Genomic DNA, 20,548 nt, shown 5'->3' with positions numbered 1-20,548 from the left:
CACGAAATTCGGCCCGCCCGTTGAAACCAACACAGATCAGCTTAGGCGCCAGATTTCGATACGGCAATTCTAGCCGCGTCGGAACAGCCCAATTTATAGCCAACTCAACAATCAACTAACCAAAACGTTAATAAACTGAAATTCACGCCCTTCGGCAATCATCTAGAATAATTCTCTTTGTTTCACCTCTGGAGGAAGTAACTCTTTTTCCTACAAAAACTAACTCTTTGTCTGTCGAGATATTGTCTCCGTGCAAAGACCAAGTTAGGTAATGCTTATTTCCATGATTGAATACATCAGACTTCCTGACAGGAATAATTTTCCTCAACTCTGAAATGTAGGCCCGACCATTTCCAGTTTTTGTATTAAATCTTGTCATATTACCAGTAAATTCGCGGGGATTCTTATCGATATCCCTAGTATGAACCCACGAACTCGTCTCGTGATCGAACATTAACAACGTTGACCTAGGCCGCTCAAGCGATACAACAGCACCCTCTACATCAATTGATCGATGTGCCTGCTGGAGACTTCCTTCTAGCTTTTCAGAAAGTTCATCAAAGAAGGGTTCATCACTGATCAGTTTTTGCTCTACATATTTGGTGTCAGCCTCAACTTCGAGATTTCCGGTAGCTCTAGCCAGCGCAACGCGGGTAAAATCGTAGTAAGCATCCGCGTTAAGGGGCGCCGATTTTGGCTTCCGGGAAAATTTGGCCCTGATGTCGAATAAGATACTACCACGACGAGGCGAGCTGAAAGTCAGCGAGGCTCCTTTGAGCGCCGTTGCCTTCATAACGGTTTCATCGTTCAAGAAAGCGTGGGTGGTGAGTTGGAGCGCCTTGGCGAAACCATGAAATGACTGCGAGCCATCGTACAGGCCAAGCCCATCATCATTAATCGCCTCGCTCTTGAAACGAAGCTTCAACGCAAAAGTTTGATCCACAAGTATTCCCCCTGTCGCACGCATGCTGTAGCGGACGGTGGATAGCGTCAATATGCGACAGCAAGTTTATTGAGAAAGCGCTCCAACTGCATGGGGTCTACCTGTACCGTGCGGCTTTGCGGAAGACGTAATTATCAGCTCGCCATGCATCGCATCGGAGTACTACGTGCCAAATCGGTTTGAATGGAGTGAGATCGTCATAGTAGGCGCGATAGGTGGCATTGCGGGTAGCTGCCTAGCCTTTGCCATCCGCCTAGGCGCCTCAGTCGACAATCTACTCAACTTCTTTGGAGGTGCGGTAGGCAGCGGGCTTGCAGTTGTAGCCAGCCTTTGGCTTGAAAGCCGGAAGCGTGCGCGAGGGCTAGAGCAGATGATGGTATCCCTCGTTACGACCGCCAGTGTGGCAATGCGTTTTCCGGCAATAGCCGACGAACTGATGTCTCCGCTGATCTTGACCTTTCAGCAAAGTGCTGCGGCATTTGAAGCATCCAGGCTTGGCGCAAGCATCGACAATCCACTTCACCAATACGCGTTCCAGTCAGCACTTTTTTGGCTGAAACGAGCGCTTAAAGAGATGGAAGAGAGCATGCAGGCCTTTGCCGAAGGCAAAATTACGCAAGCTCAATTCGGCATCGTTTGCCGCGCTCAGGCTCAAGCAATCCTTAGCCCCATTGAGGGCTTCCTCGCTCAACCTGGACTGCCAAAACAGCCCTTACAAACATTTAGCTATCTCAAGAAGAAGACGGAAATTGAACAGCAAAAGGAAGCGGCATAAATTATATAAAGTCGCCAAGTCCATTAAGACCGTGAACTTCACCAACTGCGCTGATTGTCGAACAGGCTATGTTCGTCACTGATACAGTCACTCCTCCCATCACCTTCTTGTCATCCTCGAACCTGTCTTCAATCGCGTAGAAGCTGTTGCCTTATAGCTTCAAAAAGAGATCGCAGAGCTTGAGCAGCATTCGACGGCTTTTCGAGCGTCCGAACTCGGATTTTCGATGTTTCTCATCAGCGAACGCATCGCCAGCATCCTTCTTAGCTCAAAATCGAGTTCGCATATGACCAGCCAATTGGGCGGTCTATAAAAGCCGCAAACCATCGGTCGACGGTGAAGAAGTTCGCAAGCTGCGCCATGAGGGCCTTGGCCCTAGCAGATTGCTAAACGCCTCGGCATTGGGCGCGCAAGCGTCTATCGCGCGTTAAACGCTGATGCTTGAACCCTATTTGATGCCGCAAGCCGCATCAAATAGGTAAAACCCCAGTCCGTGATTTTGAATGACTGGGAGGCAGCATTGCTTAGAATGCCTTTTTCTACAATTTTAGAGTATTGCGCAACAACTGATTGAAAAGCTTAAGCAGATTCTTCGTCAAATTTAGTCCAAAAATCGATATCATCGACAAGATGCTTATAAAACATGAGATATTCAGCTGTATCTCGATAATCGACGTACGGAGACGCATTCGTCCCACGCTCGCGTTTCATGTGAGCTATTCGTCGGCGCCTTATTTCAAATAATCTATGAACATCCTCTGCCGAGATTTCGACGAAGGGTTTATTGTTGCCGCCGACAAGCATTTTAGCACAAGGTTGTTCGATCGAATTTATACATTTCATGCCTATCTTGCTATCTAAAGTTTTAGAAAATCTAAATACACCATTAAATATCAATTGAGCAGTTTCAATTGCAATAACCTTTCCCACGCGAGCCTTCCGAAGAGCTCCCGTGCTTATCTTTGAAAATTCAGCAAAAACTGAATAGTTTATGCCGAAATCAATAAGAATTTCATCAATCAGGCTAGATCTAATCATACAAAACATCAAGATTTCTTTGCCTGGGAATTGCAAGACATCTTGATAATTAAACTCAAATCCATCTTTCAGATGAAGTTGTGCAGCATCAAGAACGCTACGGTTTAGGCTGCCTTTATCGAAAGAAGCACCTTCGAGATGCGCAAACCGGAGATCAGCCCCGTCAAAATTTAACCCTGTGAGGTTTTGGTTTGTCAAATCCAAAGAGGTCAAATCGGCACCGTTATAGAACCGAAAGGGATCCCGCCCTGACAGAATAGCAAGCGACATCAAATCACTTGCCTCAGAATGCAAAATTTTTACGACCGAAGCGTATTTATCGTGCATCTATCCCTCGACAACAACCATGTCTGCGATAAATAAATTCGAAAAGCGGTCCTCAAGACCGCCCGAGGTCAGCTCGAGATCCCTTAGAATTAACTTAAGATGCTGCACAGCAGCAGCAATATTATTCTTAGGGAATGCGACTTCCTTTAACGTATCTATAATGCCATCACCTTTTAGCTTTAAATCTGTGATAGATATGTCATCTAACTTGCATGATACCAAAGCTTTAATTACCGGTTCAAGCACCGGCCTGCCCGAAGATATATGTTTGACCGCTAATCTCGGCTTTTCGACAGGGTCCCATGGTTGCCCATCCAAATAAGAACCATGTCCCGGGGTCAATTCCCATGCATACTCCTGCGGGCCCAATGGGAAAGGCATCGCAATAATTCTGGGTATTTCTTGCACTACCTTGATTTGATCTTCACGAGAGCTTGAACGTGAATGACCAGACTTCGCGGATAAAACAACGCTCAGAGATTCAGGAGTAACTTTACCACCGCCTTCGATGTTGCTTTTCGCCTCATTCCTGGCGGAGACAATCTTGGAGTATTCTGCCTTGTCCGAAGGTATGTGCCTAGCGACCGAACTCCGATCGATTTGGAGAGGCTTTTCCAATTGCAAAGTGAGCAGGGCACGTTTCAATGCAACGTTAAAGGTAAACGGAAAATCAGGATCGTCTCCCCCCACTCTTCCGTTTTTGAAGCTCATTTCAACATGGACTGAAACCAAATCACCATCGTAATGCATCGGTCCATGCCAAGCATCAATAGCCAAGACTTGAGACAACACTCGCCTTTGATTACTCACACCGTCTTCCCATTCGCATTCTATCTAAATCCGACATGCTTTACGCCAATTTTGATAGCGTTGTGAATGGGCAATCATCGGCTTCTATCTGAGTGCGTCACCGAAGTGCTATAGGAACTCGCTCTTTCCACCAAGGAAAGAGCTCGGCATCTTCTATGTGCCCGTCGCGGTGAAGCCAGCGCCCAACCGCTACGACATGACGCCAGTGGCGTTTGATAACCGCCTCAGCACCTTTCCAACCGTCAATGAAAGCTTCGCGGACAATGGTTGGATCGCACCAATGAAGTCGCAAATGAACCTTCGCAAGGTCATGATCCTGGGGCAAAGCGCAATCAGCTTGGGCCAGTATCTTTGCATATTGGTGGGCGTTAATCAAACGCGTTGCCCCGCATTCTCTGCGGAAACGAGCCTCAGCAACCGGTCCCGCTAGCAGGTCAATCACGTCGGCTTTAGCAGCGGCGATCAGATTTTCTCGCAGCCCCGCCGCTACGAGTTGCTCAGCCATGCCAGAATTGAAACGAGCGTTTCCCTTGGTGAACCCAAGCGCATCATGAGGAAGCTGCGTCAGAGAGACGTGATCTTCCCATCGCGGGGGATGGCTCGATAGCATAGATATGGCGTGACCGGCTTCATGCACAGCAACGTAAAGCGGTGGGCGTTTCATGCCGTCTTGATGGCGGGTCTCTGGTCTACGATCCAGCCCATTCTAGAGCGTATCGAGTGCGAGACAATTTGTGAGACAATCGCCCTCAAAAACCATCTAAGCCATTGATTTTGCATAGATGGTGAGCCCTGCTGGGTTCGAACCAGCGACCTACTGATTAAAAGTCAGTTGCTCTACCGACTGAGCTAAGGGCCCCCGTTGCCGGGATCAGCCGGCGAAGCGGCTGTGAAGGCGTCACCTAGGGGCAGGGCGCGGCTTGGTCAAGCGGGCATGAAGCTGATTGATCGTAAGACCCGTCAATGGGTCGCGCCAGGGGCCGGCAATCCGGCGCGCGGGGCCGAGGACGAAGTCGCGGCTGCGGAAGGCGGGGTGCGGCAGGATCAGGCTTTCCTCGCCCTCTCCGCCCGCCCAGGGACCACCGCTCCACAGGACGAGATCGAGATCCAGCACCCGCGACCCCCAGGCCTGGCCCTGGCGGCGGCGACCGAACTTGTGTTCGATCTTGTGCAGCTTGTGCAGCATCTCGTCGGGTTCGCGTTTGCTGCGCACCACGGCCACGCCGTTGGCGTAACGGCGGCGCGAGGGGCCGATCGGCGCGCTTTCGATCACCGGCGAGGCGGCCATGACCTCGTACTTGCCGTTATCCAGCGCCGCCAGCGCCGCAGCCAGCACCTTGCGAGGGCCGCCGTGGCGCGGGTGGCGCATGTTGGATCCGAGCGCGACGAGATAGTGATGCCTGGCCAAGTTCGATGCCCCCCGATTATGCTGTTAATACCGGGGCTTGTATCAGATATCCTGCGCGATGCGCGTGTAGAGTTGCGGGCGGCGATCGCGGAAGAAGCCCATGCCCGCGCGATGCTTGGCCGCACGCGCGAGGTCGATGGTGGAGACCAGCACGCCAGTCTCGTCCTTGCCGAACTCTGCGACATAATCGCCCCATTCGTCGGAGATGAACGAGTGGCCGTAGAAAGTCTGTTCGGTGCCGCATTCCGATTCGACGCCGATGCGGTTGGCTGCGATCACCGGCATGCAGTTCGATACCGAATGGCCCACCATCGCCCGGCGCCACATGCGGCTGGTGTCGAGCGTGGCGTCGTAGGGCTCGGAGCCGATCGCGGTGGGATAGAACAGCAGTTCCGCGCCCATCAGCGCCATCACGCGCGCGCATTCGGGATACCACTGGTCCCAGCAGACGCCGACGCCGACCTTGGTGCCGAGTACATCCCAGACCTTGAACCCGTCATTGCCGGGGCGGAAGTAGTACTTCTCCTCGTAGCCGGGGCCGTCGGGGATGTGGCTCTTGCGATAGGTGCCGATGATCTCGCCATCGGTGCCGATCATCGCCAGGGTGTTGTAGTAGTGATGCCCGTCCCGCTCGAAGAAGCTGGTGGGGATGACGATCTTCAGCTTCGCCGCCAGCGCCTTCATCGCGATCACCGAGGGGTGCTCAGCGGTCGGGCGCGCGGTCGCGAAGAGTTCCTCTTCCTCGACCTTGCAGAAGTACGGCCCGGAAAACAGCTCTGGCGGCAGCACGATCTGCGCGCCCTGGGCGGCGGCTTCCTCGACCAGGGTGGAGACGGCGGCGATGTTCTCGCCCTCGTCGGCGGAATTGAGCGCGAGTTGGAGGGCGGCGACGGTGATCTGGGTCATGAAGGCGCCTCTATCAGCCTCGCTTGCGGAACAGAAGGGTCATGCGGTCGCTCTCGCCGATGGCGAGGTACTTCTCGCGGTCCTTGTCCTTCAGCGCCAGGCTGGGCGGCAGAGTCCAGACACCGTCCGGCCAGTTCGCGGTATCCTTCGGGTTGGCGCTGATCTCGGACTGGGCGACGAGATCGAATCCGTTGTCCTTCATGAAGCGGATCACGTCGGCCTCGCGCAAATAGCCCTTGGAGCCGTCGGCATAGTCGGCCGGCGCATCGGGGCGGGCGCGGTGCTGCTCGATGCCCACCAGGCCGCCCGGCTTGAGCAGGTCGCGCATGGCGGCGAATTCGCTGCCCGCGATATTCCAGCGCAGCAGGTTGTGCATCATGCGCGGCACGATGATGACGTCGAACGTGCCCTTCTCGCCCTCTGGAATCGCGCCGAGCGTGTAGGCGGCGAACTTGTCGGCGGGCAGGCCGGTGAACTTGGCGACGTCCGCCGGATAGCTCGCCGCGCCCTTGCGGATGCCGTCCTTCGTCTCGGGCTTGAACGCCGGTGCCTCGGGATTGAAGTAGAGCCCGACAAGATGCCCCTGCGGGCCGAGGTAGAGCCCCAGGAACCGCGAGTACCATTCCCCGCCAGGCGCATATTCGCCCACCTTCATGGTCGGGGCGACGCGGAAGAAGCTCAGGGTCTCCACCGGATGGCGATACTTGTCGCGCGCACGGTCCTCCTTGCGGGAAGGGTTGGAGGCAGCGAGTTCGAGCAGCGCCTCGCAGCCCTTGCAGGCTTCGGCCTCGGTCTTTTCGTCGGCGGCACTGGCAGCGCTCGGCATGGCGATGACGCCGAGAAGGGACGAAAGGGCGATGAGGGCGCGGCGCATGTCGATTCTCCCGTGGGATGGGTGGATGGATGTGAACCTAGTTTGCGCCCGCCCAATGACAAGCCACTCAAGTGTACCTATCTAGCGACAAAATCTCCCCTCATGAGGACATGCAAGACAATGGAAACGGCAATCGTTGCAGGCGGGTGCTTCTGGTGCACCGAGGCGGTGTTCCGCGACGTCATCGGCGTGGATTCCGTGGAAAGCGGCTATATCGGCGGCACCGTGCCGAGCCCCACCTACAAGCAGGTCTGCGAAGGCACTACCGGCCATGCCGAGGCCATCAAGGTGCACTACGATCCTTCCGTGCTGTCCTACGGCGACCTGCTCGACGTGTTCATGGGAACCCATGACCCGACGCAGCTCAACCGCCAGGGCAACGACGTGGGTACACAGTACCGTTCGGCGATCTTCCCGCTGGACGAGACGCAGGCCGCCGAAGCCAAGGCGGCCGTCGCCCGTTCGAACGAGGACAACGGCGGCAAGGTCGTCACCACGATCGAGGGCTTCGCGGACGGCAGCCAGAACGACGAGTGGTATCCGGCTGAGGACTACCATCAGGAATACTGGGACGGCGAAGGCCAGCGCAATCCCTATTGCCTGGCGGTGATCCCGCCCAAGCTGATGAAGCTGCGCAAGAGCTTCCAGAACAAGGTCAAGGGCTGACCTGAAAAACGGCCTCTAGAACATCTGCTTTCGCCGTGTCTCACCATGAGACACGGCGAAACCAACGCTATCCAAACCTTCCCGGACAAGTACTTAGCTCGCCTATCGATCCGTTCCATTGGCGAGTCCCATCATGTCCCGTCTCCGCAAGCTGTCGCTTTCCGCCGCTGTTGCCGCCGTCGCTTTCGCGGCCAGCCCCGTGCTCGCCTCCTCGGGCATGATCGCCGGGATCGACGTGCTGAAGACCTGGAACCTGGTGGTGCTAGGCGACCTCACCTCCTCTTCCGAGGTGGAGGGCCGAACCTTTGTCGGCGGCAATCTCGACGGCAATTCGTCGAACTACCAGATCACCACCCTGCCCCCGTCCTCCACAGGCACGCCGGGCCTGACCGTGGTGGGTGACGTGAACGGCGGCCACAAGAACCTCAACAACGGCTCCGGCGCGATCGTAGGCGGCAACGTCAACAGCGGCCTCAACCTCAACGGCGCGGCGCAGACGGTGCAGGTGGGCGGCACGATCAGCAACACCAACGTCAACAACAACACCGTCACCTCCGGCCTCGCCGCCAGCAATCCGCAGTTCGCGCAGAACCTCTCGCAACAGAAGAGCCTCATCGAAACCTCGATGGAAGGCCTCAGCCATTCGATGAGCACCGAGACGGCCAACAGCCAGCTCACCATCAGCGGCAATCGCGGCACCTTCAACGCCCAGCCCGGCGCGAACGGCGTGGCGGTGTTCAACATCTCCGCCGCCGACCTCGACAAGATCGGGGAGATCCAGTTCAACCTCAACGGCGCCGATACCGCGATCGTCAATGTCTCGGGCAAGTCGATCAGGCTGGACGACAACTTCCTCGGCGGCACCGCCAACCTCGGTGAAAACGTCGTCTGGAACTTCCACGAGGCCGAGAACCTCTCCCTGACCACCGCCTGGGGCGGCTCGGTGCTGGCACCCGGCGCCGATGCGACGACGGCGAACTACATCCAGGGTTCGGCGGTGTTCGGCAATCTCGTGCAGAACGGTGAGATGCACGTCGGCACTTACACCGGCGGCTACACCCCGGGCGGGCCGGGCAGCTCGACCAGCTCCGGCGGGTCGTCTGGCGGCGCGACCGACGTGCCGGAGCCGGGCATGGTCGGATTGTTCGCACTGGGCCTGGGGGCGCTGGTGTTCTGGCGCCGTCGGCGCGCGGTCGCGGCTTAAGAACAAGGGTTGAAACAGGGGCCATCGCCCCTGCACCCCGTTACTGTCTAGGTCGGGTGCTACCGACCCGTTACGCGCCCATGGCAGCGTCGGGAGACCTAATGGCTGCGCCGCAGGGAGCGCACTACCGATAGGGCGCGCACAAGGTCGACATTCCGAGGGTCCGGGGGATCATCCCCCGGGTCTTCCCCTTACTTCTGCCACCGCCCGACGAAAAACCCGTCCAGCCCGCCGACCTCGGCCAGCATCCCCGGATCGGTCCGCACCCAGCCCTCGCTCGTCGGCTCCAGCCCGTCCGGCAGTTCCGAACCCGTGACCGGAACCGGCGTCAGCGCAACCTTGTCCGCCTGATCCTCGCCCTCTTCCACTTCCAGCGAGCAGACCGCGTAGACCAGCTGCCCGCCCGGCTTGAGCCAGCCCGAGGCGCGTTCCAGCATCTTTTCCTGGAGCGCGGTCATCTCCTCGATCTGGCGCTCACCGATGCGGTGCAGCACATCGGGGTGGCGGCGCGCGGTGCCCGTGGCGGTGCAGGGCGCGTCCAGCAGGATGGCGTCGAACTGTTCCTCCGGCTCCCAGGCGAGGACATCGGCCTGCACCACTTCGGCTTCGAGACCGATGCGCTTGAGGTTGTCCCGCAGCCGTTCGAGGCGGCGCTTGGAGTTGTCGAGCGCGGTGACCTGCCAGCCAGCCGCCGCCAGTTGCAGCGTCTTGCCGCCCGGTGCGGCGCAGAGATCGAGCGCCTTGCGCCCCTCTCCCGCGCCGAGCAGCCGCGCGGGCAGGCTGGCGGCCAGGTCCTGCACCCACCAGGCGCCGTCGCGGAACCCTTCGAGGTGCTCGACGGCGGTGCCGCGCGCCAGGCGGACATGGCCCGGCATCAGCGAGGTGCCGCCGAGGCGCTCGGCCCATTCGGCAGTCTGCTCGGGATAGCGCAGCGCCAAATCTAGCGGCGGCGGCTCGGCAAGACCGGCGGCGATCGCTTCCCCGCGAGCGCCCCAGCGGCCCGCCACATCCTCGGGCAGGGTCGGTACTTCGGGAAGAGCGACCTCGTTCTTGGTCAGGGTGGAGAACACGCCGTGCGCAAGGCGGCGGGGGCCGCCCATCAGCAGCGGCAGGCCGGTGGCGATCACCGCGTGGGCGGGCGTCTCCAGCCGCAGCACTTGCGCGAGCATGATCTGGAGCACCGCGCGCGCCTTGGCGTCGGGGGCGAGCGGCAGGCGGGTGGCGCTGTCGATCAGTTCGTCGAGGTCGGTGCGCCAGCGCAGCACTTCGCCGGCAATGGCGCGGGCGAGCGCCCGGTCTGCATCGCCGCCGACGCGCGCAAGGGCGGAGCCGCCTGCCTGGTCGAGCGTTTCGCCCCGCCGCAGCACGGCATCGATAAGGTTGAGCGCGGCACGGCGCGCCGGAAGGCCGGGAATGTCCATTCGCTGCCCCTATAGCGGATTGCGTTTCGGCGCCACCTTCACCACATGGAGATCATGACACAGCGCGCCACCAAGCGGCCGGACGGCTTCACCAAGCCCGCCCACTGGACCAACGACCCGGCGCCCGCGCCTTCGCCCGAGGCTGCGAAGGGCGGCGACGGCGCGGAAGAGCAGGACCCGGACGGGATCTCTCCCACCCGCTACGGCGACTGGGTGCGCAACGGCATCGCCATCGACTTCTGATCTGATGGCGTGAGGAAGCGCCGGAAGATATCCGTTGGAAGGTAGCCGTTGGAAGGTATCCGTCGTCCCGGACTTGATCCGGGACCGCTGGCAATCCTTTAGGCGCGCCCCTCAAGATATGCGCCTCTTCTTCACGGCGTAATAGCGCCAGCCCTCAAACGAGGCGCGGCTCGGCCAGCGGTCCCGGATCAAGCCCGGGACGGCGATGCAAACCGCGCCATCCTCTCTCGCTTACCAATCCCGCGCCATGCCGGGCAGGCGCTCGACGAGAAAGTCGATCCAGGCCCTGGTCTTCGCGGCTGGACGCCGGGTGCGGTGCGTCACGGCATGGACCGCGCCGAGATCGAGCAATTCGGCACCAAGGTCCAGCTCCACCAGCCGTCCTTCCACGATCGCCCGGTCCACGAAGAAGCGCGGACCGTAGACCAGGCCCATGCCCGCCACCGCCGCCTGCGCCAGCACCTGCCCATTGTTGGCATGAAGCGCGCCGCGCACCGCCACCGACCGGGTGCCGTCTCGCCCGAAGCTCCAGCGCGTGGCTCCGGTCTCGCCGCTGAGGGTGTAGCCAAGGCAGTCATGCGCCGCGAGGTCGTCCAGCGAACGCGGTATACCGCGCCGTTCCAGATAGCCGGGGGCGGCGCAGACCACCATGCGCACCGGAGCCAGCTTGCGCGCGACGAGGTTGCTGTCCGCCAGCCTGCCGATCCGCACGGCCACGTCCCAGCGCTCTTCCAGCAGATCGACGACGCGGTCGTTGAGGCCGAGTTCCACGGTCACGGCCGGATGGCGGGCATGGAACGCTGTCACCAGGTCCACCAGATAGGCGCTGCCGAAAGCCGCCGGGCCGGAGACGCGCAGCAGGCCCTCCACCGAGGCCGAGCGGGCCATGGCCTCGGCATCGGCTTCGTCCAGTTCGGCCAGCACGCGCTCGGCCTTGTCGAGATAGGCGGCGCCCGCCTCGGTCAGTGCCAGCCGCCGCGTGGTGCGATTGACCAGGGTGGCGCCGAGGCGCTGCTCCAGCGCATTGAGGTGCTTGGCCGCCATGGCAGGCGACATCGCCAGATCGCGCGCCGCCGCCGAAAGTCCGCCCAGCCGGATCGCCGTGACGAAGACCTCGATGCTTTTCAGCCGATCCATTCAACACCCATGGTATAAAGTTCTTCAACAAACCGCATGATTATCACCTTCAAGGCGAAGGTCTAGATAGGCTGCGAAAGGATCGCTCCCTCATGACCCTCCCGAATTCCAACATTTCCGCCACCGCTCCCTACGGCGCCTTCATTCTGCGCGTGGCTCTCGGCGTGCTGTTCCTCGCCCATTTTGCGCTCAAGCTGTTCGTTTTCACTCCTGCCGGGGCAGCCGGCTTCTTCGGCAGCCTGGGCCTGCCTCCGGCGCTCGCCTATGTGACGATGGCGGCGGAACTGCTTGGCGGCCTGGCGCTGATCCTGGGAATCTACGCCCGCGCCGTGGCGCTGGCCTTGCCCCCCCTCCTGCTCGGCACCATCGTCCTGGTGCATGGAGCGAACGGCTTCTTTTTCGACGGCAAGGGCGGCGGCTGGGAATATCCCGCCTTCTGGTCGATCGCCCTCCTTGTCCTGGCCCTGATCGGCGACGGCGCCCACGCGCTCGTCCCGACACGGCGAATCTGAAGGAACTCGTCATGACCCGCCAACCCAGCTTCTTCATTCCGCACGGCGGCGGCCCCTGCTTCTTCATGCCCGACCCGCAAGGCAACTGGGCCTCCATGGCCGAGTTCCTGCGCGGCCTGCCCGAGCGCCTGCCCGAGGCGCCCAAGGCGATCCTCGTGGTCTCGGGCCACTGGGAAACCGACGGCTTCGCCTTCACCGGCGCCGAGCGCCCGGAACTGTTGTTCGATTACTACGGCTTCCCGCAGCACACCTACGACTTGCGCTTCGACGCGCCGGGCTCTCTCGCGCTGGCCGAGCGCGCCAGCCAACTCCTGCGCGAAGCCGGCTTCGCCGCCGGCCCCGACGCCGCGCGCGGCTACGACCACGGCGTGTTCATTCCGCTCAAGGTCGCCTGGCCCGACGCGGACGTTCCGGTGATCGAGATGTCGCTCGACCGCTCGCTCGATCCAGCGCTGCACCTCGCGGCCGGACGGGCCCTGGCCCCGCTGCGTGACGAGGGCGTGCTGATCCTGGGATCGGGCATGAGCTTCCACAACATGCGCGGCTACGGCAATCCGGCCTCCACAGAGCCCTCGCAGGCCTTCGACAAATGGCTTACCCAAGCGGTCGAGACCAGCGCCAAAGAGCGGGCCGAAGCGCTCGCACATTGGGCGGAAGCGCCCGGCGGCCGCTTCTCCCACCCGCGCGAGGAGCATCTCCTGCCGCTGATGGTGGTGGCGGGAACTGCGCAGGGAGCGGGGCAGAAGGTCTATTCGGACCTGGTGCTCAAGACGGCGATTTCGGCGTTTCGGTTCGATTGATCCGATCACCCCGTCGTCCCGGACTTGATCCGGGACCGCTGGCCGAGCCGCGCCCAACTCCAGGCTGGGCTACGACGTTGCGGCGTTTGGCGGCCTACTACAAGCCTTGCGCCTAAAGATTGCCAGCGGTCCCGGATCAAGTCCGGGACGACGGCCTATCGCTCTCTCAAGGGCCTATCGCTCTCCCTCAATGCAGCAATTCGCATCGATTCCGCCCACCGCGCTTGGCGGCGTAGAGCGGGCCGTCCGCCGCTGCAATCCAGTCTTCCACCGTCGCGATGGACGCGCTCAACGGGGCAATGCCGAAGCTGGCGGTCACGCGGATCGTCGAACCGCCGGGCAGTGCGATATCCTGCTGCGCCAGCGTCACGCGGAACCGCTCGACCGCCACCAGCGCATCGAGGGCTTCCGTTTCCGGCAGCAGCACCGCGAACTCCTCTCCGCCCAGTCTGCCAAGAAAATCGACCGGCCGCGTCGCGCCGACCACGGTGGCGGCCATCTCGCGCAGCACCGCGTCCCCCGCCGGATGGCCGTGGGTGTCGTTGACCTGCTTGAAGTGGTCGAGGTCGATCAGCACCATGCAACTGGGCCTGCCGTAGCGACGGAAGCGATCCATCTCCTGCTTGGCCTTGTCCAGGAAACCGCGCCGGGTCAGCGCGCCGGTCAGCTGGTCGCGTTCGGCAATGCGGCGCAGTTCCAGCTCGTTCATGACGATGCGGGCGAAGTTGCCCAGGATCGCCACTTCGGCCTCGTTGAAGTCACGCACCTTGTCATCGATGGCGCAGAGCACGCCGACGTTGTAGCCCTCCGGCGTCAGCAGCGGGATGCCCGCATAGCTGCGCACGTTGGGATCGTCAGTGACGAAGGGGTTTTTCGCGAACCGATCGTCCAGCCGCGCGTCCGAGATCAGGAAGGGCTCGCTTTGCTGGATCGCATAGGTGCAGAACGAGACGTTGCGCGGGGTTTCGGAAGCACCGATGCCGCTGCGCGCCTTGAACCACTGGCGGTCGGCGTCGATCAGGGTCACGGCGGCCATCGGCACTTTCAGCACGGCCCGCACCAGCGAGACGACATGCTCGAACGCTTCCTCCGGCTCGCTGTCGAGCACGTCGAGATTGCGCAAGGCGGCGAGGCGGCCCTGCTCGTCGTTGAGGATGGGCTGAGGGACCATAGGCTGGGGGAGCATGGGCTGAGGGAGCATTCAGGCGTTCCGATCCCACCGCGTCGAAAGCGGCGATGTTGATCCAGTAATCGGAGCCCACCGGTTCGACCCGCCGGTGCCCGATCGCGAGAGGGGGCACGAGCCGCCGTCATGCGATCATGCCGATTCCCGGCTGCGGCTCCCTATCCACGTAGGCATCCCTAGAGCAGGATTAACTTCCTGAAAACGCCCGTCGTCTTCCGTGCAGTGCAATCTGCATCAATTTTTCGCGCTCCCCGCAACGTTCCGGAGATATGTCAGGGGCTTATCTCGATCGGCGTACCGTCGGGCACGGATTCGTAGAGCGCCTCGATTTCCGGGTTCGAGACGGCGATGCAGCCGTCCGTCCAGTCTCCGGGCACGCGACCTTTCTGAAGCCCGTTGGGTTGGCCGTGGATCATGATCATCCCGCCCGCCGAGCGCCCGCGCGCAGCGGCATAGGCACGGTCCGCCGCGCTGGGATAGGAGATGTGGAGCGAGAGGCGATACCGGCTTTTCGGATTGCCCCAGTCGATCTCGTAGCGGCCTTCGGGAGTGCGCTCGTCGCCTTCGAAGCGCTTGGGGCCGGTGGGCTCGTCGCCGAGCTGGATGTGCTCGATCACATGGACGAGCCGGTCGCCGGTCCAGAGTTCCATGGTCCGCGCCGCCTTGCGCACGCGAATCAAGTCGATTTGGGGAAGCTGGAGAGCAGGCTCGACATCCGCAGCGCCAAGCAAAAGCAGGAGCGGCGCGAGTCTGCACCCGCGCCGCACCGAATCAATCCAGGAAGGGATCGCGCACGAGGATGGTGTCCTCGCGCTCGGGGCTGGTCGAGACCAGCGCCACCGGCGTTTCGATCAGTTCCTGCACGCGCTGGATATACTTGATCGCCTGGGCGGGCAGATCGGCCCAGGAACGGGCGCCGGCGGTGGTGCCCTGCCAGCCGTCCATTTCCTCGTAGATCGGCTCGACCTTGGCCTGGTCGGCGGCGTGGCTGGGGAAATAGTCCAGCACTTTTCCGTTCAGGCGGTAGCCGGTGCAGATGCGGACCTTCTCGAAGCCGTCGAGCACGTCGAGCTTGGTCAGCGCGATGCCGGTGACGCCCGAGATCGCGCAGGACTGGCGCGTGAGCACCGCGTCGAACCAGCCGCAGCGGCGCTTGCGGCCGGTGACGGTGCCGAATTCATGGCCTCGCTCGCCCAGGCGCTGGCCGGTCTCGTCCTCCAACTCGGTCGGGAACGGGCCCGAGCCGACGCGGGTGGTATAGGCCTTGACGATGCCCAGCACGAAGCCGGTGGCCGAGGGGCCGAGGCCCGAACCCGAAGCCGCCGTGCCCGAAACCGTGTTCGAGCTGGTGACGAAGGGATAAGTGCCGTGGTCGACGTCGAGCAGCACGCCCTGCGCGCCTTCGAACAGGATGCGGGCGCCGGCCTTGCGCACCTGGTTCAGGCGCTTCCACACTGGCTCGGCGAACTGGAGCACGAAAGGCGCGATTTCGCGCAGTTCGTTAATGAGTGCCTCACGGTCGACCGGCGGCTGGTTGAAGCCGGCGCGAAGTGCGTCGTGGTGCGCGCAAAGGCGGTCGAGCTGCGGCTCCAGCGCATCGAGGTGCGCAAGGTCGCAGACGCGGATGGCGCGGCGGCCGACCTTGTCTTCATAAGCCGGGCCGATGCCGCGTCCGGTGGTGCCGATCTTGCCCGAACCGGCTGCCGTCTCGCGCAGACCGTCGAGGTCGCGGTGGAGCGGCAGGATCAGCGGGCAGTTGTCCGCGATCGCGAAGTTCTCGGGATTGATCTCGACGCCCTGGCCGCGCAGCTTCTCGACTTCGGCCTTGAGGTGCCAGGGATCGAGCACCACGCCGTTGCCGACGATCGACAGCGTGCCGGTGACGATGCCCGAGGGCAGCAGGCTGAGCTTGTAGACCTGGTCGCCGACGACCAGCGTGTGGCCGGCATTGTGGCCGCCCTGGAAACGGACCACGGCATCGGCGCGGCTTGCCAGCCAGTCGACGATCTTGCCCTTGCCCTCATCGCCCCACTGGGCGCCGATCACGGTTACGTTGGCCATGGATATACTCCTCCACCCTGCCACGGTGGATCCAATAACGCCCTTCGACAGGACTCGGCGATATGGATTTGCGTTGGGGCAAAAGCGCCCCGGCTTTTCGCCCGCGCCCTAGTGGCAAGGCGCATGGCTCGTCAAGGGTTGACCGCGCCGTGGTGCCGGAAGTCCCCGTCGTCCCGGACTTGATCCGGGACCGCTGGCCGTACTTTAGGCGCGACCGTTCAGTATGGCCGCCCCCAGCCGCGAGGTGGGCTGTTCACGGCCAGCGATCCCGGATCAAGTCCGGGATGACGGGGTGCGTTATCCTACCGCCCGCTGGCGAATCACAGAGCGACGGCCTCGCCGCCCTCCAGCCTGTGCGAGCAGCCCAGCGCCACCGGATCGTCGCTGTCGGACAGCGCCGCCACCGTCGTCCAGCCGATCGCGCGCTGCTGCCCGGCCACGCGCGGATCGTGGCCCAGCGGCAGGAAGAGCTTGCGCTGCGCCTGCGGCTCGGCAGCCAGCAGGTCCACCAGCGGATCGGGATAGAGCGAGAAGCCCGTGGCCGATTCGGGATGATGCCCCGTCTGGCCAAGGATGCGATAGGTACCGCCTCGCCCAAGGCTTCCGGAAATACCCTCGGCATAGATCGTGAAGCCGAACCACGACTGATACTCGAAGCCGTGGCGCTCGGAAGGATCGAGCGTGATGCGGGCCTTGTCGCCCACGCGCGCGGCGATCTCGCGCAGGCCCGCGATCCGGCTGGCCAGCGCGCCTCCGCATTCGAAAGCCGCAAGACGCTCGATCGCGTTGGCGAAAGGACCGACCGCGTAGAGCAGCGGCAGGTAGCCCTCGCCGCCCACGTCCACCAGGCCGCCCGCGTCCTTGGCGTCCAGCATCTGGCGCACCGCCTCGATACCGGCCTCCGGCAGCGGCAGGGCTTCCACGCTGAGCGTATCGACGAGGTCCGGCAGGGTGAAGTCCACCGAGATCCCGGTGGCGCCCGCCGCGCGCAGGGCCTCGATCGCCAGTTCGACGATCTCGGCGGCGGCGGAAACCGAATCGGTGCCGATCAGCTCGGCGCCAAGCTGGAGCCGCTCGCGGCGCGGGTCGAGGCCGTCGCCCTTGATGGTGCAGACCTGCCCGGAATAGGACAGCCGCAGCGGACGCGGCGCTTCGGCAAGCCCGGTGGCGGCGATCCGCGCGACCTGGGCGGTCATGTCCGAGCGCAGCGCCAGCATCCGCATGGAAACGGAATCGACGAAGCGGAACATGCGGCGCACCTGCACGCCCGCCATGCGGTGCGCGAGCGCCTTCTCGAACTCTATCAGCGGCGTTTCCACGCGCTCATAGCCGTGGCTCGCCAGCACGTCATGCGCCATGCGGCGCACCTGCTGCGAGGCCCAGGCCTGCTGAGGAAGACGGTCGCCCAGTCCTTCGGGCAAGAGATCGCGGTCGTTGTCCTGCATGATGGTGGCGCCCTTAGCGGGGCAGGCGGGAAATGTCGAATGACACCTGCACCTGCGGCGCTCTCTCCCGTGCGAAAGCGAAAGCCTGCGACAATTTGCGTGAAATTTCCTGTCAACAATCGCCCTGCATGACGCTATTCCGCCCGGATCGTCTGGCGGGACGACAGAGCCAATTCCCATCCCTGCATGGGCCGGACCGCCACGCGTGCATCTTGCTCCCCAGCGAGCCTTCCCGCCTTGCGCCCTGCCCCTGCGAACAACGGTCGAGGTCCATGCGCAAGATTTCCCTGCTTTTACTGCCCCTGCTGCTCATCCAGACGCCCGCCCATGCCCAGATGGACGGCGGCGACATGGGAGGCATGGGAGGGTCCGGCGGCATGGGAGGCGGCAGCATGGGGGGCGGAAGGGGTGGCCCCGGCGGCCCTCCGGGAGGCGGCGGCGGCAAGCCTCGCATGCCCAAGCCGATTTCCCGCGCGCACTACGACAAGATCGTCACCGCCCTGTTCCGCGACGCCGACAGCAACCGCGACGGACTGGTGACGCTCGACGAGTTCCACGCCCTCGTGAACGCCCGGCGCGAAGCGGCGATCAAGGCTCGCTTCGCCAAAGTCGATGCCAATGGCGACGGCACGATCTCTGCGGCCGAATTCACCGCCTGGCAGCAGCAGATGGGCTCGATGGCCTCCGACGATCGCGGCGCTCTGGGCGACCGCGTCGGCCAGATCCCGGAAGTGGTCGCGCCCGACTTCGGCAAGGACGAGGACGACCGCATGCTGGCCGACCTGATCGAGCCGATTTCCGGTACGCTCATCGCCAAGGCCAACGCCAATTACGATGCCGGTGTCTCGATGGAGGAACTGCTCGCCTACGAAGGCGCCAGATTCGATGCCGCAGACACGGACAAGGACGGCTACCTCTCCATGCAGGAACTGCGCCCCAAAGGCGGCGACCGCAATGGTATGCGCGGGCCTGGCGGGATGCCCCCGATGGGATCTCCGCTTCAGCGATAAGTCACGCCGAAAACGAAAGAGGGGCCGGCATCCGAAGACACCGGCCCCTTCCGTTGGGAGCTTCAATCCGTCGTTATCAGACGAACTTGAGCGCCTTGACCGTCTTCACGCCGGGAAGCGCGGTGGCCGCCTTGAGGACGTCCTCCGACACGGCGCTGTCGACCGAGAGCAGCAGCACGGCCTCGCCACCGGCATCGCGGCGACCGAGGTTGAAGGTGCCGATGTTGATCGCGTTCTCGCCCAGCAGGGTGCCGATGCGGCCGATGAAGCCCGGCGCGTCCTCGTTGACGATGTACATCATGTCGCCGGCCAGCTCGGCCTCGACCTTGATGCCGAACAGTTCGACCAGGCGCGGTTCGACGTTGTTGAACAGCGTGCCGGCCACCGAACGCTCGCCGGCCTCGGTCTTCACCGATACGCGGATCAGCGTGTGGTAGTCGCCCTCGCGCTCGGTCTTCACTTCGCGCACTTCAAGGCCGCGCTCCTTGGCGAGGAACGGGGCGTTGACCATGTTCACCGTGTCCGACTGGACGCGCATGAAACCGGCCAGCACGGCGGCGGTGATCGGCTTCTGGTTCAGTTCGGCGGCGGCGCCCTCGACGTGGATCGAGATGCGGGGAACCGAATCGCGGGTCAGCTGCCCGACCATCGAACCCAGCATTTCTGCCAGCTTCATGTAGGGCTTCAGCTTCGGCGCTTCCTCGGCCGAGAGCGACGGCATGTTGAGCGCGTTGGTAACACCGCCGTTGACCAGGAAGTCGGCCAGCTGCTCGGCAACCTGAAGCGCCACGTTGACCTGCGCTTCGGTGGTCGAGGCACCGAGGTGCGGGGTGCAGATGAAGTTCGGCGTGCCGAACAGCGGCGAGTCCTTGGCGGGCTCGGTCTGGAACACGTCGAGCGCGGCACCGGCGACGTGGCCGTTGTCGAGCATGGTCTTCAGCGCGGCTTCGTCGATCAGGCCGCCACGGGCGCAGTTGACGATGCGCACGCCCTTCTTGGTCTTGGCCAGGTTTTCGGCCGAGAGAATGTTACGGGTCTGGTCGGTCAGCGGCGTGTGCAGCGTGATGAAGTCCGCCTTATCGAGCAGGGTGTCGAGATCGGCCTTCTCCACGCCCATTTCGACGGCGCGTTCGGGGGTGAGGAACGGGTCGAAGGCAACGACCTTCATCTTCAGGCCCAGCGCGCGGCTGGCGACGATCGAGCCGATGTTGCCCGCGCCGATCAGGCCGAGCGTCTTGCCGGTGACTTCGACGCCCATGAAGCCGTTCTTCGGCCACAGGCCCTGCTGGGTCTGCGCGTTGGCTTCGGGGATCTGGCGGGCCAGAGCGAAGATCATGGCGATGGCGTGTTCGGCGGTGGTGATCGAGTTGCCGAACGGCGTGTTCATCACGACGACGCCCTGGGCCGAGGCGGCCGGGATATCGACGTTGTCCACGCCGATACCGGCGCGGCCGATCACCTTCAGGTTCTTCGCGGCGGCGAGGATTTCCTTGGTGACCTTGGTCGAGGAGCGGATGGCGAGGCCGTCATAATCGCCGATGCGGGCGATCAGCTGCTCGGGGGTCTCGCCGGTGATGACGTCTACGTCGCAGCCGCGGATCTCGAAGATACGGGCGGCATTGGGGTCCATCTTGTCCGAAATGAGGACGCGGGGCTTGGTCATGGAATTATTCCTTCACTCGTCATCCCGGACCTGATCCGGGATCGGTGGAAGTGTTGGCAGGGCCTTGCCGAGACGGCGCGCGGCCCTGCCAGCGGTCCCGGATCAAGTCCGGGACGACG

22 protein-coding genes and 1 tRNA gene are annotated in these 20,548 nt (G+C 62.4%); 8 read left to right on the top strand and 15 right to left on the bottom strand.

Features of this window, described 5'->3' with window-relative positions; genetic code table 11:
• Positions 1-142 precede the first annotated feature (142 nt).
• Entirely contained in the window at positions 143-967 is an 825-nt protein-coding gene (locus tag ACI3K3_RS01935; RefSeq protein ID WP_404911684.1) for a hypothetical protein, read from the bottom strand.
• Positions 968-1,313: 346 nt separating this feature from the next.
• Here ACI3K3_RS01935 and ACI3K3_RS01930 point away from each other — a divergent pair, with 346 nt between their 5' ends.
• Both ACI3K3_RS01930 and ACI3K3_RS01925 read left to right on the top strand, forming a co-directional pair.
• Positions 1,314-1,718, top strand: coding sequence for a hypothetical protein (locus ACI3K3_RS01930; protein WP_404911683.1), 405 nt, complete (start codon positions 1,314-1,316; stop codon positions 1,716-1,718).
• A gap of 382 nt (positions 1,719-2,100) precedes the next feature.
• The gene (locus ACI3K3_RS01925; RefSeq protein ID WP_404911794.1) at positions 2,101-2,163 is read left to right on the top strand and encodes a hypothetical protein; all 63 of its coding nucleotides are present in this window, start codon (positions 2,101-2,103) and stop codon (positions 2,161-2,163) included.
• Between the two features lie 134 nt (positions 2,164-2,297).
• Here ACI3K3_RS01925 and ACI3K3_RS01920 read toward each other — a convergent pair whose 3' ends face one another.
• The 7 genes from ACI3K3_RS01920 to ACI3K3_RS01890 all read right to left on the bottom strand — a co-directional run bounded on the left by ACI3K3_RS01920 (position 2,298) and on the right by ACI3K3_RS01890 (position 7,081).
• Positions 2,298-3,083 carry a pentapeptide repeat-containing protein gene (locus tag ACI3K3_RS01920; protein ID WP_404911682.1) on the bottom strand — a complete coding sequence of 262 codons (786 nt, stop codon included), beginning with the start codon at positions 3,081-3,083 and terminating at the stop codon, positions 2,298-2,300.
• The gene (locus ACI3K3_RS01915) at positions 3,084-3,833 is read right to left on the bottom strand and encodes a hypothetical protein (RefSeq protein WP_404911681.1); all 750 of its coding nucleotides are present in this window, start codon (positions 3,831-3,833) and stop codon (positions 3,084-3,086) included.
• A 157-nt stretch (positions 3,834-3,990) separates the two neighbouring features.
• Positions 3,991-4,557 (bottom strand): hypothetical protein, encoded by a 567-nt coding sequence (locus ACI3K3_RS01910; RefSeq protein ID WP_404911680.1) that lies wholly within the window; start codon positions 4,555-4,557, stop codon positions 3,991-3,993.
• 119 nt (positions 4,558-4,676) lie between these two features.
• Positions 4,677-4,752, bottom strand: a tRNA-Lys gene (locus ACI3K3_RS01905).
• Positions 4,753-4,791: 39 nt separating this feature from the next.
• Positions 4,792-5,301 (bottom strand): 2-amino-4-hydroxy-6-hydroxymethyldihydropteridine diphosphokinase, encoded by a 510-nt coding sequence (gene folK, locus ACI3K3_RS01900; RefSeq protein ID WP_404911679.1) that lies wholly within the window; start codon positions 5,299-5,301, stop codon positions 4,792-4,794.
• Positions 5,302-5,343: 42 nt separating this feature from the next.
• Positions 5,344-6,207, bottom strand: a complete 864-nt coding sequence (gene aguB / locus ACI3K3_RS01895) for an N-carbamoylputrescine amidase (RefSeq protein WP_404911678.1) — start codon at positions 6,205-6,207, stop codon at positions 5,344-5,346.
• 13 nt (positions 6,208-6,220) lie between these two features.
• Positions 6,221-7,081, bottom strand: coding sequence for a class I SAM-dependent methyltransferase (locus tag ACI3K3_RS01890; protein ID WP_404911677.1), 861 nt, complete (start codon positions 7,079-7,081; stop codon positions 6,221-6,223).
• Positions 7,082-7,201: 120 nt separating this feature from the next.
• Between ACI3K3_RS01890 and msrA the strand changes: the two genes are divergently transcribed.
• Both msrA and ACI3K3_RS01880 read left to right on the top strand, forming a co-directional pair.
• Complete coding sequence (gene msrA / locus ACI3K3_RS01885) at positions 7,202-7,747, top strand: peptide-methionine (S)-S-oxide reductase MsrA (RefSeq protein WP_404911676.1); 546 nt, start codon at positions 7,202-7,204, stop codon at positions 7,745-7,747.
• Positions 7,748-7,880: 133 nt separating this feature from the next.
• The gene (locus ACI3K3_RS01880; RefSeq protein ID WP_404911675.1) at positions 7,881-8,951 is read left to right on the top strand and encodes a choice-of-anchor A family protein; all 1,071 of its coding nucleotides are present in this window, start codon (positions 7,881-7,883) and stop codon (positions 8,949-8,951) included.
• Between the two features lie 191 nt (positions 8,952-9,142).
• On the opposite strand, the gene ACI3K3_RS01875 is transcribed toward ACI3K3_RS01880, so the two are convergent.
• Entirely contained in the window at positions 9,143-10,372 is a 1,230-nt protein-coding gene (locus ACI3K3_RS01875) for an RsmB/NOP family class I SAM-dependent RNA methyltransferase (RefSeq protein WP_404911674.1), read from the bottom strand.
• A 54-nt stretch (positions 10,373-10,426) separates the two neighbouring features.
• Between ACI3K3_RS01875 and ACI3K3_RS01870 the strand changes: the two genes are divergently transcribed.
• The gene (locus tag ACI3K3_RS01870) at positions 10,427-10,615 is read left to right on the top strand and encodes a DUF1674 domain-containing protein (protein ID WP_313434886.1); all 189 of its coding nucleotides are present in this window, start codon (positions 10,427-10,429) and stop codon (positions 10,613-10,615) included.
• A 231-nt stretch (positions 10,616-10,846) separates the two neighbouring features.
• Here ACI3K3_RS01870 and ACI3K3_RS01865 read toward each other — a convergent pair whose 3' ends face one another.
• The gene (locus ACI3K3_RS01865; protein ID WP_404911673.1) at positions 10,847-11,752 is read right to left on the bottom strand and encodes a LysR family transcriptional regulator; all 906 of its coding nucleotides are present in this window, start codon (positions 11,750-11,752) and stop codon (positions 10,847-10,849) included.
• Between the two features lie 92 nt (positions 11,753-11,844).
• Between ACI3K3_RS01865 and ACI3K3_RS01860 the strand changes: the two genes are divergently transcribed.
• Together ACI3K3_RS01860 and ACI3K3_RS01855 are read left to right on the top strand one after the other, a co-directional pair.
• Complete coding sequence (locus tag ACI3K3_RS01860) at positions 11,845-12,264, top strand: DoxX family protein (protein ID WP_404911672.1); 420 nt, start codon at positions 11,845-11,847, stop codon at positions 12,262-12,264.
• 11 nt (positions 12,265-12,275) lie between these two features.
• Entirely contained in the window at positions 12,276-13,064 is a 789-nt protein-coding gene (locus ACI3K3_RS01855; protein WP_404911671.1) for a DODA-type extradiol aromatic ring-opening family dioxygenase, read from the top strand.
• Positions 13,065-13,251: 187 nt separating this feature from the next.
• Here ACI3K3_RS01855 and ACI3K3_RS01850 read toward each other — a convergent pair whose 3' ends face one another.
• From ACI3K3_RS01850 to ACI3K3_RS01835, 4 genes are all read right to left on the bottom strand, one after another.
• A complete protein-coding gene (locus tag ACI3K3_RS01850) occupies positions 13,252-14,235 on the bottom strand; it encodes a GGDEF domain-containing protein (protein WP_404911670.1) in 984 nt (327 codons plus the stop codon).
• 287 nt (positions 14,236-14,522) lie between these two features.
• Positions 14,523-14,921, bottom strand: a complete 399-nt coding sequence (locus ACI3K3_RS01845) for a murein L,D-transpeptidase family protein (protein WP_404911793.1) — start codon at positions 14,919-14,921, stop codon at positions 14,523-14,525.
• A 100-nt stretch (positions 14,922-15,021) separates the two neighbouring features.
• Positions 15,022-16,311 carry an adenylosuccinate synthase gene (locus tag ACI3K3_RS01840; RefSeq protein ID WP_404911669.1) on the bottom strand — a complete coding sequence of 430 codons (1,290 nt, stop codon included), beginning with the start codon at positions 16,309-16,311 and terminating at the stop codon, positions 15,022-15,024.
• Between the two features lie 320 nt (positions 16,312-16,631).
• Positions 16,632-17,756, bottom strand: coding sequence for an ATP phosphoribosyltransferase regulatory subunit (locus ACI3K3_RS01835; RefSeq protein WP_404911668.1), 1,125 nt, complete (start codon positions 17,754-17,756; stop codon positions 16,632-16,634).
• A gap of 272 nt (positions 17,757-18,028) precedes the next feature.
• Here ACI3K3_RS01835 and ACI3K3_RS01830 point away from each other — a divergent pair, with 272 nt between their 5' ends.
• Positions 18,029-18,766, top strand: coding sequence for an EF-hand domain-containing protein (locus ACI3K3_RS01830; protein ID WP_404911667.1), 738 nt, complete (start codon positions 18,029-18,031; stop codon positions 18,764-18,766).
• A 76-nt stretch (positions 18,767-18,842) separates the two neighbouring features.
• On the opposite strand, the gene serA is transcribed toward ACI3K3_RS01830, so the two are convergent.
• Positions 18,843-20,429: a phosphoglycerate dehydrogenase gene (gene serA / locus ACI3K3_RS01825; RefSeq protein WP_404911666.1), complete on the bottom strand. Its 1,587-nt coding sequence runs from the start codon at positions 20,427-20,429 to the stop codon at positions 18,843-18,845.
• Between the last annotated feature and the right edge of the window lie 119 nt (positions 20,430-20,548).

This window comes from Novosphingobium sp. ZW T3_23 (assembly GCF_044987305.1).
Lineage (GTDB): Bacteria > Pseudomonadota > Alphaproteobacteria > Sphingomonadales > Sphingomonadaceae > Novosphingobium.
Note: the sequence above shows the minus strand (reverse complement) of the source record. Positions and strands in the feature narration are given on the sequence as shown.

Excerpts from the sequence above, each read along its gene's own strand:
- ACI3K3_RS01840 (WP_404911669.1), bottom strand. The coding sequence starts at position 16,311 with ATGGCCAACGTAACCGTGATCGGCGCCCAGTGGGGCGATGAGGGCAAG.
- ACI3K3_RS01830 (WP_404911667.1), top strand. The coding sequence starts at position 18,029 with ATGCGCAAGATTTCCCTGCTTTTACTGCCCCTGCTGCTCATCCAGACG.
- ACI3K3_RS01935 (WP_404911684.1), bottom strand. The coding sequence starts at position 967 with ATGCGTGCGACAGGGGGAATACTTGTGGATCAAACTTTTGCGTTGAAG.
- ACI3K3_RS01875 (WP_404911674.1), bottom strand. The coding sequence starts at position 10,372 with ATGGACATTCCCGGCCTTCCGGCGCGCCGTGCCGCGCTCAACCTTATC.
- ACI3K3_RS01890 (WP_404911677.1), bottom strand. The coding sequence starts at position 7,081 with ATGCGCCGCGCCCTCATCGCCCTTTCGTCCCTTCTCGGCGTCATCGCC.
- serA (WP_404911666.1), bottom strand. The coding sequence starts at position 20,429 with ATGACCAAGCCCCGCGTCCTCATTTCGGACAAGATGGACCCCAATGCC.
- ACI3K3_RS01865 (WP_404911673.1), bottom strand. The coding sequence starts at position 11,752 with ATGGATCGGCTGAAAAGCATCGAGGTCTTCGTCACGGCGATCCGGCTG.
- ACI3K3_RS01850 (WP_404911670.1), bottom strand. The coding sequence starts at position 14,235 with ATGGTCCCTCAGCCCATCCTCAACGACGAGCAGGGCCGCCTCGCCGCC.
- ACI3K3_RS01860 (WP_404911672.1), top strand. The coding sequence starts at position 11,845 with ATGACCCTCCCGAATTCCAACATTTCCGCCACCGCTCCCTACGGCGCC.
- ACI3K3_RS01910 (WP_404911680.1), bottom strand. The coding sequence starts at position 4,557 with ATGAAACGCCCACCGCTTTACGTTGCTGTGCATGAAGCCGGTCACGCC.
- ACI3K3_RS01930 (WP_404911683.1), top strand. The coding sequence starts at position 1,314 with ATGATGGTATCCCTCGTTACGACCGCCAGTGTGGCAATGCGTTTTCCG.
- ACI3K3_RS01880 (WP_404911675.1), top strand. The coding sequence starts at position 7,881 with ATGTCCCGTCTCCGCAAGCTGTCGCTTTCCGCCGCTGTTGCCGCCGTC.
- aguB (WP_404911678.1), bottom strand. The coding sequence starts at position 6,207 with ATGACCCAGATCACCGTCGCCGCCCTCCAACTCGCGCTCAATTCCGCC.
- ACI3K3_RS01870 (WP_313434886.1), top strand. The coding sequence starts at position 10,427 with ATGACACAGCGCGCCACCAAGCGGCCGGACGGCTTCACCAAGCCCGCC.
- ACI3K3_RS01835 (WP_404911668.1), bottom strand. The coding sequence starts at position 17,756 with ATGCAGGACAACGACCGCGATCTCTTGCCCGAAGGACTGGGCGACCGT.
- msrA (WP_404911676.1), top strand. The coding sequence starts at position 7,202 with ATGGAAACGGCAATCGTTGCAGGCGGGTGCTTCTGGTGCACCGAGGCG.
- ACI3K3_RS01920 (WP_404911682.1), bottom strand. The coding sequence starts at position 3,083 with ATGCACGATAAATACGCTTCGGTCGTAAAAATTTTGCATTCTGAGGCA.
- ACI3K3_RS01855 (WP_404911671.1), top strand. The coding sequence starts at position 12,276 with ATGACCCGCCAACCCAGCTTCTTCATTCCGCACGGCGGCGGCCCCTGC.
- ACI3K3_RS01915 (WP_404911681.1), bottom strand. The coding sequence starts at position 3,833 with ATGCATTACGATGGTGATTTGGTTTCAGTCCATGTTGAAATGAGCTTC.